Source organism: Alkalibacterium psychrotolerans (genome assembly GCF_054784355.1).
Map to the genome: position 1 here is coordinate 1 of NZ_BAAGPH010000128.1, position 15,234 is coordinate 15,234.

Sequence of the window (15,234 nt, forward strand, 5' to 3'; positions counted from 1 at the left end):
TTAAGAGATTTAATACATTTGTACGAGCGATAGAGATATTTAAATTATTGAACCGCCGTGTACGGAACCGTACGCACGGTGGTGTGAGAGGACGGTAAATAAATTAATTATTTACCTCCTACTCGATTGCTCGGAGGGGGAGTGCTGGATAATCATCATTCGCTGCGATTATTTTAAGTGAAGTACGATTAAGTCCGAGTTAATCATCCTTCATTCGATTTTTATTTTGCGAAGAACGATTAAATTGAGATAATCGTCATTCATAAATTTTTTTAATCATGAACAATGATTAAGTCGGAGTTAATCATTGTTCATACTCCTAAATTTACGTGAAGGATGATTATCACTCAAAAAACACAATGTGAGCAGCAAAAAAGCGCAGTCGAGTGAGCTACACTGCTCAATGACTGCGCTATTTCTCTATTAGTACTTTTTTTACATTTCGTCTGGTGTATCGACACCTAAGATTCTCAAGTCTTCTTTAAGTACTTCGGTGATGGCAAAGACAAGAGCCAGGCGGGCTTCTTTTTCAGGGTGCTCATCAAGCACACGGACATGTGCATAGAAGCGGTTGAAGGCCTGAGCCAGCTGAATCGCATGCTTGGCTATGATGGATGGCTCGAAGTTTTCATAGGCACGCTTCACTGTGCTAGGGTAATCGTGAATCAGTTTAATGACTTCCCAGCTGTATTCATCGCTAAGGGCATAAGAGTTTGAAGGAGCGACTTCTTCTAAGCCAGCCTTTCTCAATATACTCAATGCACGGGCTCTGGTATACTGTACGTAAGGACCGGTTTCTCCTTCGAACTGGACAACTTCTTCAATTGTGAAGTCAAAGTTGTTCAGGCGATCATTTTTCAAGTCATGGAAGACAACCGCACCGACACCGACCTGCTCCGCAACTTCTTCTTTATTTGCCAGACCCGGATTTTTATCTTCAATTTGCTGAAGGGCCTGAGCGGCTGCTTCATCTAGAACTTCTTCTAGTAAGACAACTTTTCCTTTACGTGTAGACAACTTCTTGCCATCTTTGGTAATTAAGCCAAATGGGATGTGGTGAATATCATCTGCCCAGTCAAAGCCTAATTCCTTCAATACAGCTTTCAATTGTTTAAAGTGGTTTGACTGTTCATTACCAACTACATAAAGCGACTGAGCAAATTCATACGTATTCTTTCTGTAAAGAGCTGCAGCCAAGTCACGAGTCATATAAAGGGTGGCGCCATCTGATTTCTTAATCAAGGCAGGGTTCAAGTCATATTTATCCAGGTTCACAATATGTGCACCTTGATCAACGGTCAGAACGTTCTTGTTTTCCAAAAGCTCGACAACTTCAGACATCTTATCGTTGTAGAAAGCTTCACCGTTATAAGAGTCGAATGAAATATTCAAGCGTTGATAGACTTTTTCGAATTCTTTCAGAGATTCTTCTCTGAACCATGTCCACAATTCAACCGCTTCTTCAATGCCTTCTTCCAGACGTCTGAACCACGCGCGGCCTTCGTCTTCGAGTTCAGGAGACGTTTCAGCTTCATCATGGAATTTCACATATAATCGCAGCAGTTCTTTAATTGGTTCTGCTTTAACATCTGCTTCGGTACCCCATTTTTTATAAGCCGTAATCAGTTTACCGAACTGAGTACCCCAGTCACCTAAGTGATTAATGCGAACAGGGGAGTAGTCCACTTTTTTCAGGATATTTGCCAGAGAATTACCAATAACAGTGGAGCGCAAATGACCCATGGACATTGGCTTGGCAATATTAGGAGAAGACATATCGATAGGCACATTTTGACCATTACCTAGTGACAAGTTTCCGTAGTCACTGCCTTTTTCAATGACGTCTTTAACGATTTCTTTTGAAACAGCTTCTTTGTTCAAAAAGAAATTGATGTAGGGACCGATAACCTGTGTGTCTGCAATGAGTGGGGATGACAGATTTTCAGCAATTTCCGAAGCAATCTGAGCAGGATTTTTTCTGAACACTTTAGCCAGTTGAAAAGCGGGGAATGCGATATCACCGTGTTCTGCATGTTTCGGTTTTTCAAGCAGCAAGTAAAGTTCGTTCAAGTCCAGGTGTTCATGTAATTCTTTGTGAAGCGTTTGAGCAATCTGTTGTCTATAGTCCAAATAAAAGACCTCCTGTGAGCATTAGAATAAGTATTAGTTTAGTCGTCATTGAGGCATAAAAAAAGGGCGGTCTTTTTAAAAAATCAAAAACCAGGCCGTTTCTTATCACCTTATGATGTGCACTTGTATTATAGCAAAGCTGGCGCGTAGTATCAATACTTGGCAAAATTTGTATACTTTGTGAATTTAGCTTATAAAACTTCGAATTATAAGTATAAATTAATGAAACTTTCATGAAAATAGCGTATACTAATTGTAATAATATGCACATTTACATGATGGAAAGTGAGGGATGACCTATGAAAAAATCCGAAAGACAAATGCTAATTAAACAAATTATTTTGAACAACGATATTGCAACGCAAGAAGAATTACTGCATCAGCTGCAAGGTAAAGGTGTAAAAGCGACACAGGCAACGATTTCCAGAGACATAAAAGAATTAAACTTAATCAAGACAAATAATGCCGGTCAAGGTACAAAGTATACAATCTATCAGAATAACCAGATGACGGTTGAAGACAAACTGAATTCAACTATTAAGAGTGTGGTGACTGCCTACAACTGCGTGCAGTTCATGAACGTGATAGCGACACTGCCTGGTAATGCGCATGTTATCGGTGCGCTCATTGATGATATTGAGTTTCCCGAAATAGTGGGGACTGTAGCGGGCAATGACACCATTATACTTATCTCACGTACAAATGAAGATGCTCAGGTTATTTATGAGTATTTCGATAATGTTATGGGTGACAGCGACTGAAGTTAAGGGGACACAGAAATGTGCTCCCTTTTTTATTTTACCTTGATTACTGAACGGCAAATTATTATAGTTAGAGATGAAGACTAAACCATTATGATTACAAGGAGACGTGACATGACTAAAGCCAGCTTATCAGTACTTCAAAACGGGTCGGATATTAGAGGATTTGCAATGGACACGGATTTACATAAAAAGGACTTGACTGAAGAATCAGTAAAACTGATTGCACGCGGTCTGATTAAATGGTGGGACGAAAAAACAGTCACCCCTTTAAACCGCACAAGGGTGACAATTGGGCACGACAGCAGACTGACTGGTCCAGCTATAAAGGACTGGCTCATTTCAGTATTCACAGAATATGGAATGAACGTGATTGATGCAGGGATGGCAACGACTCCCGCACTCTTTATGTCAACACAATACTCAGCGTTTAAATCGGACATTGGCATCATGATAACTGCCAGCCATTTGCCGATGGCGTATAATGGACTGAAATTTTTTACAGAAAAAGGCGGTTTTGAGCATGAGGATATTGAAGCGATACTAAAACTGGCCGAGCAGCCGGATGTCTTGCTTGAAAAACCACTCAAGGGAGAGATTACCCAGAAAGACCTTCTGTCTGACTATGCGGCTGACCTGGTTGATAAAATCAGAGACGCCCTAGGTGTGTCGACTGATGAACAGCCTTTGAACGGGCGGAAAATTCTTGTTGATGCGGGTAACGGAGCAGGCGGATTTTTTGCCGAAAAAGTATTGAAGCCACTCGGTGCCGATACAACTGGCAGTCAGTTTCTGGAACCAGACGGAACATTCCCAAATCACGAACCAAATCCTGATAACAAAGAAGCGATGATGAGTATCTCTGAAGCTGTTCTAAAGCATGACGCTGATATGGGAATCATTTTTGACACTGATGTCGACCGTTCGGCGATTGTCGATAAAAAAGGACAGAGCATCAACCGTAACAACCTGATTGGTTTAATTGGCGCCATCATTCTGGAAGAAAACCCCGGGACCACTATCGTGACCAATTCACCAGTTTCTGATCATCTGATTGAATTTATCGAAGCAAAAGGCGGCAAAGTGGATCCCTATATTTCTGGCTACCGTAATGTCATTAACAGAGGAATCGAATTGAATGACCAAGGAACGGACTGCGCACTGGCAATAGAAACAAGCGGACATGCGGCCATCAGAGACAACTATTTTTTGGATGACGGGGCTTACCTGGCTGCTATGATTGTTGCAAAAGAAGCTCAAATGGCCAAGGAAGGAAAAAGTGCAACTGATCTGATCAGTGACCTGAATCAGCCGGTTGAAACCGAAGAAATCCGTTTTATCATCCAAACTCCAGCATACAAGGACTGGGGCAATGAAATTCTTGATCGTTTTGCCTTATGGCTGAAAGAGACTGATGGTTTTGAGCTAGTGGAAAATAATCTGGAAGGCAAACGTAGTCAAATTAGAGCACCATATGGCCATGGCTGGCTGCTTTTGAGAATGAGTCTGCACGAGCCAAAACTGGTTCTTCAGATTGAAAACGACGAAGAAAACACTATTCCTAAAATTAAAGAAAAACTGAAATCCTTCTTCTATAGTCTGGAAGACTTGGATTCAAGCAAGCTAAAATAAAAGTTAAAACGCCATTCGTTACTCAGCTCATCTTAAAGAGAGCTGAGTGCGAATGGCGCTTTTTTATTCTGAAGGATATATCCAGTGATGATTATTGCGTTCTAGAAGCTGATCAGACTCGCTGGGTCCCATTGAAAGGGCCGGGTAGAAGGGAATATGATCATTAAATGTATCCCATGTGTGTCGAACCTGGTCAACATACTTCCAGGAAGCAGCAACTTCTCCCCAGTGAGCAAAGTGCGTTTCATCTCCATTCAGCACATCCAGTATCAGCTTTTCATAGGCTTCCGGACTGCTTTTAACTGTTTCTGTCGAACGAAGGCCTGCTAGTTTCATTGGTTCAAGGTCCATCCCTGGGCCTATTTTTTTGTTGTTTAGGAATAGCTCAACTCCCTGGTCCGGATTCACAAGAATCGACAGGTGAGAGGGTGAAGCATTAAACAGGTCAGAAGCGGTTTCCTTGAAGACAATATCGATACGGCTGACTTTTTCCGCCATGCGCTTGCCGGTTCTGACATAAACAGGCACTTCACGCCATTTATCTGTATCGATTTCAATTTGTCCAGCTACAAAGGTTTCCGTCAAGGACTCTGGATCAACTTTGTCCTCGTCCCGGTAGGCCTTCACTTGCTGATCTGAAGAGGTAGTGTATTGAGCTCTGACAAAATCAGTCGATTCGTCCTGGGTGACAACTGGTGTTTTCAGCGCTTCTAAGATCGACAGTTTTTCCCGTCTGACATCATCTGGTGTAAAGGAATCCGGTCGGTCCATGGTCAGCATACTGACGACTTGGAGCACATGGTTCTGTACCATATCACGTAGGGCACCACTTTTATCGTAGTATTCGCCACGCTCTTCCACACCTAAATCTTCACTGAGTGTAACCTGGAAGTTGGAAATCGTTTCTTTATTCCAGCTGTTTTCAAGAAGCGGATTGGCAAAGCGCAAGGCAAGAATGTTCTGGATCATTTCTTTCCCAAGGTAGTGATCGATGCGGTAAAGCTGATCTTCAGCAAAAGATGAATTGATTTCGTCATTCAGCTCTTTGGAAGTCTCAAAATCAGTCCCGAAAGGTTTTTCAATAACCACTCGATTGAATCCTTTTTCAGTGGCCAGAGACTGTTCTTTCAAATGACTCGTAATGGTTCCAAAAAAGCTGGGAGACATGGAAAGATAAAAGACACGGTTGCCTTCCAAATCATATTCTTCATCCAGTTCCTCAGCCAGTTTTTTCAACATCACGTAATGTTCAGTATCTTTGACGTTATGAGACTGGTATCTGAAGTGAGTAGAAAACTCTTCTGCGTGTTCTTCAGATTCTACACCATCAGCAATCGAATCTCGGACAACTTCCTGAAAATAATCATCCGACCATTCCCTGCGTGCTGTACCAATGACCGCAAAGGAGCTGGACAGATAGCCTTTTTTGTAGAGTTCATAAATAGACGGGTACAGTTTTCTATGAGCAAGATCCCCAGTTGCTCCAAAAATTATGAATAACGCTTTGGTTTCATGAGACATTTGTTTCCTCTTTTCTACATGTTAATCATGTGAATCAATCATATGGTCTATTTTACGTTTTATTGGGCTATCATTCAACTGAATTGTCACAATCCATTTACATGTTAGCATAACAAGCGTTTGAATTGATAATACAACAGGTTCGTTATAGATTGAAAGTAGACAAACAAGAGAGGATGAACGGAATGAGCAAGTACAGTGATTTAAATCTCAACTTTATCGATGGGAAATGGCGTGAAGGAACGAGTGAAGAAGTCATTGAGTCGATCAATCCATTCACAGACGAAACAGTAGCGCGAGTTCAGGCAGCTTCATTTGAGGATTTAGATGAAGCATATGAAAGCGCCAAAAAACACCAGAAGAAATGGGCAGAAACGAGTCCCTTTGCACGTGCCGGGATTATCCGAAAAGCCATCCAAGTGATTGAAGAGAAAAAAGACGATTTGGTGGATGTTTTAGTTGATGAAGCGGGATCGACTCTGGCGAAAGCCGAACTGGAAGTGGATATCGTTGTTGCCGTCATGCATCTGGCAGCAGAATTTCCTTTTCAGATGGAAACGATTGTCAATCAGTCCATGATACCCGGCAAAAAAAATTATGTTGCCCGTAAACCTTTAGGCGTAGTGGGCGTCATTGGACCGTTCAATTTTCCGTTTAATCTGTCCATGCGGTCTGTTGCACCGGCACTAGCAGCAGGTAACGCAGTGGTTTTAAAACCCGGCCATCAGACACCTATCAGTGGCGGAAATATCATCGCGGACATATTCGAAGAAACTGGACTCCCTAGTGGCGTTCTTCAGGTAGTCCATCCTAAGATTTCAGAGATTGGCGATGCCTTTTACGAACACCCTGTACCTGACCTGATTTCCTTCACAGGATCAACAGGTGTCGGAAAACAAATCGGAGAAGTCTGCGGTCGTGAAGTCAAACGTACGATACTGGAATTAGGCGGAAACAATGCCATGGTTGTACTGGACGATGCGGATATTGATAGAGCTGTCAATGGAGCAATTTATGGACGGTTTATGCATAGCGGACAGATTTGTATGGCAACTAACCGAATCATCGTTGACGAAGCAGTGTTTGATGATTTTGCAGAAAAATTTGTAGAAAAGACCCGTGAACTGAAACATGGCGATCCGAGACAGGAAGGCACGCTTATCGGTCCACTAATTGACAGCGGGGAAGTCGAGCGACTTCTTGAGGAGGTAGACAAGGCCAAGTCAGAAGGAGCAGAAGTTCTCCTGGAAGGTAAACGAGAAGGTAACGTCCTGACTCCATTTGTTTTAAAAGGAACAAATGATATGACGACAGCACAAAATGAAATGTTTGGACCGGTGGTTACGCTTATTCCGGCCAAGGATGAAGCACATGCGCTGGAACTGGCCAATGATACAGAAGCAGGGCTGAGTGGAGCAGTGTCAAGTAGTGATGAAAAACGAGCCTATGCCTTTGCGGAAAAAATGGAAACGGGTATGGTACACATCAATGATCAGAGTGTCAATGATGAGCCGTATATTGCATTTGGCGGAGAAAAAGCTTCTGGACTGGGTCGATTTGGACGCGAACACTCACTGGACGAATTCACCACTTGGAAATGGATATCCGTTCAGGAAGAGCCGAGACAGTATCCTTTCGAGTAGAAATGCATTGAATCATAATAACTAAAGCAGTCGGGCAGAATGATTTTGAGAAAAGTCGTCTGCCCGTTTTTCTACGCAATTATTTATCTCACTTTCATTAGTACGAATAATCTCTATGTATAATGGTGTTCCATGAACGCGAATAGAATTAACTGTAGCTTGAAAGGCTCAGCTTTGGTACAATATGTAGTAGAATAGAAAAGAGGAATATATTTATGACACACCCATTTGAAACATTTAATTTATCACCCTACCTGATAGAAGCCATCACGGAAATTGGTTTCAATGAACCAACCGACATTCAAAAGAAAGTCATTCCCGAAGTGAAAAAAGGCAGAGACATCATCGGTCAATCGCAAACAGGTTCCGGTAAGACGCACTCATTCTTATTGCCGATATTTAATAAAATTGATGCATCCAAGCAGGAAGTCCAAGTCGTAATTACTGCTCCAAGTCGTGAGCTTGCAGAACAGCTGACAAACGCAGCAGCTCAACTTGCAGAACATTCTCCTGAACCAATCATTGTTCAGTCATTCATGGGCGGAACCGACAAGAACCGTCAAATACAGAAACTGCAGAACACCCAGCCTCACGTCGTTATTGGAACGCCTGGCCGGTTATTGGATTTGATTCAGTCCAATGCTCTGCTGACACATACAGCACCTTTCATGGTCGTTGATGAAGCAGACATGACACTGGACATGGGCTTTTTAGAAGACGTTGACCAGATTGCTTCCCGTTTGCCTAAAGGCGGACAGATGCTGGTATTCTCAGCTACCATTCCGCAGAAACTGCAGCCATTTTTGAAAAAATATATGCAGAACCCACTGGTCATTCAAGTTGACAATGAGCAGGTCATTGCCGACACTGTTGAGAACTGGTTGATGTCAACCAAAGGTAAGAATAAAATTGACATGATCTATAAGCTTCTGACAATCGGTCAGCCATATTTGGCGCTCGTTTTCGCAAATACAAAAGAACATGTTAACGAAATAGCTCTGGAACTGAAGAAAAAAGGACTGAAAGTCGCGACTGTTCACGGCGGTATTCCGTCCCGTGAGCGCAGACGAGTGATGAGACAAATTCAAAATCTGGATTATCAGTATATCGTTGCGACAGATTTGGCTGCTCGTGGAATAGACATTGAAGGTATTTCTCATGTCATTAATGCTGAAGTACCACAGGATCTCGATTTCTTTGTTCACCGAGTCGGCCGTACCGGTCGTAACCAGATGAAAGGTATAGCTATTACCTTATATGGTCCGGATGATGAGCAGGATATTGTAACGATTGAGAAAAAGGGTATTACTTTCCAGCCGAAAGATATCCGAAACAACGAAATTGTTGATTCTTACGACCGTAATCGTCGTGACAAACGTAAGAAAACGGAGCAGGATAAGTCTTTTGATCCGGAAATTCACGGAATGCGCAAGCGCATGAAGAAAAATATCAAGCCAGGCTACAAACGCAAAATTGCACGCAAGAAAGACGAGAAGCAAAGACGTGCTCGCCGCCTGAAACGAAATAACGATTAATTAATAAATGCAGCTTATCTCAAAATTTGAGAGAGCTGCATTTTTTTATTGCCCATTTTATGTATAAAAAATGAGCTGTATCCTTATCGAAAGAAAGGATACAACTCGCTAGTAATTTTAAGATTACTTCTACCTAAACTATAAGACTATCGGAAATTTACTCCTCTTTCTTTTTCTTTGGAGCAATCACTTTCAAAGAAGTATACAAGAAGTAGATGGCAAAGCCGAGTTTCAGTTCAAATGAGAAAGGTACGAAATAACCGAAGGCTTCTATAAGTGAAAGGGCCAATGTCGGAATACTCAAACTCACGAGTGCCATGCGCGCATTTTTTTTGAAAGGAATGCGCATACGCAGCAAGGTAACTAAAATATTTGTAAAGAGGGATAAAATCAGCCAGTCATACAGCAGTGAAAATGAACTGGCCAGATAGGCGACTGCAAATATAAACAACAGAACGAGTGGAGAAAGGTTTCCGATTTGACTCATAAGATTAATAAAGGTTGTATGAGTAAAGCCGTCGAGCTGATCATAGGTGACCGGCAAAGATCGTCCTGTAACGTTCAAGTAAAACTCATCCTGCATCAGACCGATACCAATCGGCACATTCAGCCGGTTCAAATTTGCATCAATTTCTGATGTGTCAATAGAACCATTTGGATCAAAGAAAAACAGAAACGAGTTGGTCTGGTGTACGTAACTTTCCTGATTTTCATCGGCAACCAACCGGTTATCTGTAATAGTGAACTCTGGTATTTGAGCAGCAATTTCACTTCCATCTTCCTGCAGAGAGGAGAGGACATTGATAAGCATACTGGTCATGGAGAACGTCAATATTAAAGCAAGAACTGCAAAAAAGCCGATGACTTGTTTGCGGGTCATGTCACGCGCCGTGGTTAATTTTTGAGGGTTCATAAACCCGATTTTTAAGTATTCTTTCATTATAATCTTCCTTATCTAAATTAAGTCATAGAAATAGTGTACGGTTTAACGTGTGAAAAAGCAATCAGTCTTTTGACTGAATCTATTTTCGCGACAGTCCTTGTTTTAAAAAGGGTTTAGGTGGGGAATTTACTAAACTTACTTTACACAAGTGTTTTTATTTGCTAAATACTTTTTAAATGATAAAATAGTACTGTACGATAAATTTCACTAGGAGGAATGTTAATTATGACATACACTTTACCAGATCTACCATATGACTACGATGCACTAACACCCCATATCGATGAGGAAACAATGCATTTGCATCATGATAAACACCACGCTGGTTACGTGACTAAAACAAATGCTGCACTGGAAAATCACCCTGAATTGGCTGAATTGAGCATTGAAGAACTAATGAAAAAATTGGACTCTGTTCCGGATGACATTAAAACAGCAGTGAGAAACAATGGTGGCGGACATGCTAACCATTCACTTTTCTGGGAAATCTTGTCTCCAAATGGCGGCGGCGAACCAAGTGGCGACCTGGCTGACGCTATTAAAGAAACATTCGGCGGAGTTAAAGAATTTAAAGAAAAATTCAACCAGACTGCGGCAGGACGCTTTGGATCAGGTTGGGCATGGCTAGTTGTTTCTGATGGGAAATTAGAAGTTATGGATACAATCAATCAGGATTCTCCATACTCTGAAGGCAAAACACCAATTTTAGGATTGGATGTATGGGAACATGCCTACTACTTGAATTACCAGAACAAACGTCCAGAATACATTGAAGCATTCTGGAATGTCGTTAACTGGGATGAAGTTGCAAAACGTTTCAAAGAAGCTAAATAATTTAGACTTTCTTATAGGCAGGCTTTCTACTATTAAAGTAGGAAGCCTGTTTTTTTATGCGGAGGCAATTTATTGCAATAATCATACTTCGCTTGAAATTGACGACTTGAAAGATGATTAAAAGGCAGTTAATCATCTTTCACCAGTGAATTTAAAAATAAAAGACGATTAAATGAAGATAATCATCTTTCGTTATGGAATTAACTCGTGAAGTACGATTAAGTGGGTGTTAATCATTACTCAGTAGAAAGTTTGTCGGCGAAAGATGATTAAAAAGGAATAATCAAATTTGTAATTAAGAACACATTATGAAAGTTATATGAATCTTTTCATTTATACTTACAATTGAGGGGGTCTGATATGGAAATCACCAGGTGAATTTGGTAAACTGATACGAGGCTGAATTGGGATTCAGCAGTACAATACGATTACTTAAACAACCCGCATTATATGCACAGGAGGGAAATGAGTGAAAACACCAGCTCAAAAAAGGAAAGATAAGAAGAAATCACATATCCCTTTTCGATTGAATCTACTCTTTTTTCTAGTATTTCTTATGTTTGCCAGTCTAATTCTGCGTCTTGGGTACTTGCAGATTATTCGGGCAGATGATTATCGGGCAGAAGTTGAACGAACAGAACGCACAACCATTACCGGAAGTGTCCCACGTGGAGAAATCTTTGATGCGAACTTGAGAACGTTAGTGGGAAATGAAGCGCGTCATTCGATTACCTATACGAGAGGACGAAATGTACCGGCAGGTCAAATGGCTGAAGTAGCCTATGATTTGGCAGAATTTATTACGATGCCCTCGGTTCCGTTTTATGCCGTTGATTCCGGTTCAGATATCTCGAGAAGAGATCTGCAGGACTATTATATTGCTCAAAATCAGGAAGAAGTCCGTTCCAGATTAGATGATGAGGATTTAACTTTAGGTGGAACAGAAGCCTACCAGGCCATGCTCGACACTATCTCAGATGAGGACTTGGAGCAGCTTTCTGATCGCGACTTAAATGCTGCCGCTATTTTCAAACAAATGAATGCCGCGTATGCATTAAGTACAGTGAATGTTAAAAATGAAGACGTCACTCAGGAAGAAATAGCACGCGTAAGTGAAAATTTAGACTCCTTACCTGGGATAGGTACCGGAACTGACTGGGTTAGGGAGTACCCGCAGGAAGGCATGCTGAGAAGTATTGTAGGGAATGTCTCCTCTGAAGAAAGAGGGCTTCCTGCGGATAACGTCCGATCCTATTTAGCTCGAGGATACTCAAGAAACGACAGGGTAGGTATCAGCCAACTCGAAAGTCAATATGAATCTGTACTAAGAGGTACTAAGTCTCGTTTGGAAACTGAGACAAACAGTCGTGGTGATATCATTAACCAGATTGAACAGTTTTCTGGTCAAAAAGGGGACAACCTTATTTTAACCATAGACATTGATTTCCAGGAAACGGTGGAACAAATCGCTCTGGATTCGCTGGAAGAACGTCAGGGGCTGAGTGACAGTGTGTATATTGTCGCTACAAACCCTCAAAATGGTGATATCCTGGCTATGGCCGGTAAAAGAATTGATGAAAACGGAGAAGTCGTAGATGATGCTTTAGGTACCATAGGTAAAGCCTATGAAATGGGCTCATCCATCAAAGGGGCAACCATCCTTGCTGCTTCTATGGACGGAGTGCTTGATGAAAGCAATAACAATATATACGATACTCCTCTTAGAATCAGAGGAAGTAATGATATTCGCTCTCTATTCAACTATGGCGGAAACAATAGTGTCTGGATGGATGAAATCGATGCACTGGAACGCTCATCCAACGTTTACATGGCCAAACTGGCTATGCGAATGGGTGGCGTCTGGGATCATGAGCAAGGTGCTGGGTTGAACATTAATGCTGCTGAATTGACGGATAGGCAAAGGTATTACTTCTATCAGTTTGGGCTTGGCGTTCCTACTGGAATAGATATACCCGATGAATCAACCGGATTTCAATCGCGACCTACAGACCCGGGACAGTCACTATTCCACTCGTTTGGACAGTTTGACACCTATACGACTATGCAGCTGGCTCAGCATATTTCAACTATAGCTAATGGTGGAACAAGAATCGCTCCACGAGTGGTATCTGAAATTAGAGGAACCGATCCTGAAACAGGACGAGTAGGTGCTTTAAAAACTGAAATCAAGCCTAGAATCCTTAATCACCTGGATGTAGATCCTCAAATGTTATCAAACGTTCAGGAAGGTATGTATCGCGTCAATAATGGTTCTCAAGGAACAGCTCGCAGCGTGTTCAGCGACGCTCCTTATTCTTCTGCAGGAAAAACAGGAACGGCTCAGGCCTTTCATTATGATGAACAAACTGGACGCTTATCGAGTGTATCTAATCTGACTTACGTCGGATATGCACCATTTGATAATCCGGAAATTGCTGTTGCGGTTGTCGTACCATATTTGCCGAGGGATTCTTCTGAACGAAATAACCGGGAAAACGTAAATGCGGCCAGACGCGTGTTTGATGCGTATTTCAATGTTGGAGAATTTGAAGAAACTCAATCGATTCAGGAAACTGACACAATAGAAGAACTGGAAGAAATAATTGAAGAAGCTGAAGAAGAATAAACTGTCAGTTTCCGATGATATGAAAAAGGAGAAGTGAGTCTCAGCTAATTGAGATTTCACTTTTCCTTTTTTAGAAAATCCAGGGGCCAATTGGCATGGGTCTGACTTAATGTCACAATCTAAAGGAACTTAAATAAAGAAAAAAGAGAAGCTCAAGAGCTTCTCTTTTCAGTATTAATGACTTACTTATTTTGTCTCGCGGTGCAATGTAACTTTGCGTTCGCGTGGGCAATATTTTTTAACTTCCAAACGTTCGGTGTTGTTACGTTTATTTTTAGATGTTAAGTAGTTGCGTTCTTTGCAGTCTGTACATTCTAATGTAACGTTTACTCGCATGATTGTCCCTCCTAATGGTCCTGTTTTGAAGGCTATCAAACATGATAGGTGTCTAGCCTTTCGCCTTGACTAGAATACCACGTTTTAAATGAAAAAGCCAATCTTTTTTTTATTATACAGTAAAGTCAGGCCCAGTACTATGAAATCTTTTGTGACATACCCCGAACAGTTTTTAAAGACCTACTAGTCTGAATTTTTAGAGACTTTCTAGTTAACATTAGAATAAATTGCTGAATTGTTTTAAACTATTTTTATAATACACCTTTAACTGACCTGTGCTTTTGTAGTAAATTATAATAGGTCTAATAACTCACAGGATATTATTTTTATTAATTTGAAAGGAATGAGTGGATTGAGTAGAAAAAAATGGGATCCCAGAAAAAGGGAAAAACCCTAGAACAAAAAGCCTGAAAGGGTACAGTCCGAATACGAAAGGGCGCTAGAATCAGAACGCCAACTCGCAAAAAAATTGCGTAAAGAAGAAATTGCGGCACGTAAAGACGCAATAGAGAACAGGGAACGCTTTAGAGGGCTGCAAATTCGTCCGACCGTCTCGCTGTTTGATGATGAAGGCAGAGAAGAAGTTGGCGAACGTAACTGGGAAAGATTCGGTTTTGACATTCATCCAGAAGTGACCATCACATCATCCATTATACTAGTAATCTTTATAGCGGTCACCTGACTGTTCCCAACTCAAGCGCAAGCGTTCTTCGATAATACGCTCGATATTATTTCCAGCACAACCGGCTGGCTGATGATTTTTGTAGCTAATATCTTTATAATAGCGGCTCTGTATTTCGCGTTCGGGCGATACGGATCAATAATTATTGGTGGTAAAAAAGCGAAGCCAGAATTCTCGCGTTTTGCCTGGTATTCGATGCTTCTCAGTGCAGGGATGGGAATCGGCCTGCTCTTCTGGAGTGTAGCGGAACCGATAATGCATTTAGGTGAGCCGTCTCCTATGTTCGGAGATGTTGCGCCTAACTCAGCGAGCGCCGCCCAGGCAGCGATGGCATCGACCTTTTTCCACTGGGGTATTCACCCTTGGGCCATTTATGCGATTGTTGGTTTGGGATTGGCTTTCTTCTCATATAATAAAGGCCTGCCTTTAACCATCCGATCGCTGTTTTATCCGTTAATTGGTAATAAACTCAAGTTTCGCACCCTAATAAATGCTTCACAATCCTATCGGATTAACCCTCACCAAAGAAATTACGCAGCAATTTGTTCTTGGTTTGACTGATTTCCAATCAAAATTTCTTTGAATGCCGCC

The 15,234-nt window shown here is 41.5% G+C and carries 12 protein-coding genes; 8 read left to right on the forward strand and 4 right to left on the reverse strand.

Annotated elements, in window-relative coordinates; genetic code table 11:
- Window positions 1-435: 435 nt before the first annotated feature.
- Window positions 436-2,130 carry an arginine--tRNA ligase gene (gene argS / locus ACYVLS_RS10285; RefSeq protein ID WP_460324202.1) on the reverse strand — a complete coding sequence of 565 codons (1,695 nt, stop codon included), beginning with the start codon at window positions 2,128-2,130 and terminating at the stop codon, window positions 436-438.
- 299 nt (window positions 2,131-2,429) lie between these two features.
- Here argS and argR point away from each other — a divergent pair, with 299 nt between their 5' ends.
- Both argR and ACYVLS_RS10295 read left to right on the forward strand, forming a co-directional pair.
- Window positions 2,430-2,891, forward strand: a complete 462-nt coding sequence (gene argR / locus ACYVLS_RS10290; protein WP_460324204.1) for an arginine repressor — start codon at window positions 2,430-2,432, stop codon at window positions 2,889-2,891.
- Between the two features lie 114 nt (window positions 2,892-3,005).
- The gene (locus ACYVLS_RS10295; protein WP_460324206.1) at window positions 3,006-4,523 is read left to right on the forward strand and encodes a phosphohexomutase domain-containing protein; all 1,518 of its coding nucleotides are present in this window, start codon (window positions 3,006-3,008) and stop codon (window positions 4,521-4,523) included.
- A 63-nt stretch (window positions 4,524-4,586) separates the two neighbouring features.
- On the opposite strand, the gene zwf is transcribed toward ACYVLS_RS10295, so the two are convergent.
- A complete protein-coding gene (gene zwf, locus ACYVLS_RS10300) occupies window positions 4,587-6,044 on the reverse strand; it encodes a glucose-6-phosphate dehydrogenase (RefSeq protein ID WP_460324208.1) in 1,458 nt (485 codons plus the stop codon).
- Window positions 6,045-6,229: 185 nt separating this feature from the next.
- Here zwf and ACYVLS_RS10305 point away from each other — a divergent pair, with 185 nt between their 5' ends.
- Together ACYVLS_RS10305 and ACYVLS_RS10310 are read left to right on the forward strand one after the other, a co-directional pair.
- Window positions 6,230-7,687, forward strand: a complete 1,458-nt coding sequence (locus ACYVLS_RS10305; protein ID WP_460324210.1) for an aldehyde dehydrogenase family protein — start codon at window positions 6,230-6,232, stop codon at window positions 7,685-7,687.
- Window positions 7,688-7,902: 215 nt separating this feature from the next.
- The gene (locus ACYVLS_RS10310) at window positions 7,903-9,222 is read left to right on the forward strand and encodes a DEAD/DEAH box helicase (RefSeq protein ID WP_460324211.1); all 1,320 of its coding nucleotides are present in this window, start codon (window positions 7,903-7,905) and stop codon (window positions 9,220-9,222) included.
- 157 nt (window positions 9,223-9,379) lie between these two features.
- Here the strand turns inward: ACYVLS_RS10310 and ACYVLS_RS10315 are convergent, their stop codons facing one another.
- Window positions 9,380-10,162: a DUF1189 domain-containing protein gene (locus tag ACYVLS_RS10315; RefSeq protein WP_460324212.1), complete on the reverse strand. Its 783-nt coding sequence runs from the start codon at window positions 10,160-10,162 to the stop codon at window positions 9,380-9,382.
- A gap of 228 nt (window positions 10,163-10,390) precedes the next feature.
- Between ACYVLS_RS10315 and ACYVLS_RS10320 the strand changes: the two genes are divergently transcribed.
- Complete coding sequence (locus ACYVLS_RS10320; RefSeq protein ID WP_460324213.1) at window positions 10,391-10,999, forward strand: superoxide dismutase; 609 nt, start codon at window positions 10,391-10,393, stop codon at window positions 10,997-10,999.
- 469 nt (window positions 11,000-11,468) lie between these two features.
- A complete protein-coding gene (locus tag ACYVLS_RS10325; RefSeq protein ID WP_460324215.1) occupies window positions 11,469-13,625 on the forward strand; it encodes a peptidoglycan D,D-transpeptidase FtsI family protein in 2,157 nt (718 codons plus the stop codon).
- Window positions 13,626-13,811: 186 nt separating this feature from the next.
- Here the strand turns inward: ACYVLS_RS10325 and rpmG are convergent, their stop codons facing one another.
- Complete coding sequence (gene rpmG, locus ACYVLS_RS10330; RefSeq protein ID WP_091263938.1) at window positions 13,812-13,961, reverse strand: 50S ribosomal protein L33; 150 nt, start codon at window positions 13,959-13,961, stop codon at window positions 13,812-13,814.
- A gap of 469 nt (window positions 13,962-14,430) precedes the next feature.
- On the opposite strand from rpmG, the gene ACYVLS_RS10335 reads away from it, so the two are divergent.
- The gene (locus ACYVLS_RS10335) at window positions 14,431-14,643 is read left to right on the forward strand and encodes a hypothetical protein (protein ID WP_460324217.1); all 213 of its coding nucleotides are present in this window, start codon (window positions 14,431-14,433) and stop codon (window positions 14,641-14,643) included.
- Window positions 14,644-15,204 carry a BCCT family transporter gene (locus ACYVLS_RS10340; RefSeq protein ID WP_460324219.1) on the forward strand — a complete coding sequence of 187 codons (561 nt, stop codon included), beginning with the start codon at window positions 14,644-14,646 and terminating at the stop codon, window positions 15,202-15,204.
- The last annotated feature ends 30 nt before the right edge of the window (window positions 15,205-15,234 follow it).

Coding starts and splice junctions, on each gene's coding strand:
- argR (WP_460324204.1), top strand. CDS start 2,430: ATGAAAAAATCCGAAAGACAAATGCTAATTAAACAAATTATTTTGAAC.
- ACYVLS_RS10295 (WP_460324206.1), top strand. CDS start 3,006: ATGACTAAAGCCAGCTTATCAGTACTTCAAAACGGGTCGGATATTAGA.
- zwf (WP_460324208.1), bottom strand. CDS start 6,044: ATGTCTCATGAAACCAAAGCGTTATTCATAATTTTTGGAGCAACTGGG.
- ACYVLS_RS10305 (WP_460324210.1), top strand. CDS start 6,230: ATGAGCAAGTACAGTGATTTAAATCTCAACTTTATCGATGGGAAATGG.
- ACYVLS_RS10310 (WP_460324211.1), top strand. CDS start 7,903: ATGACACACCCATTTGAAACATTTAATTTATCACCCTACCTGATAGAA.
- ACYVLS_RS10315 (WP_460324212.1), bottom strand. CDS start 10,162: ATGAAAGAATACTTAAAAATCGGGTTTATGAACCCTCAAAAATTAACC.
- ACYVLS_RS10320 (WP_460324213.1), top strand. CDS start 10,391: ATGACATACACTTTACCAGATCTACCATATGACTACGATGCACTAACA.
- rpmG (WP_091263938.1), bottom strand. CDS start 13,961: ATGCGAGTAAACGTTACATTAGAATGTACAGACTGCAAAGAACGCAAC.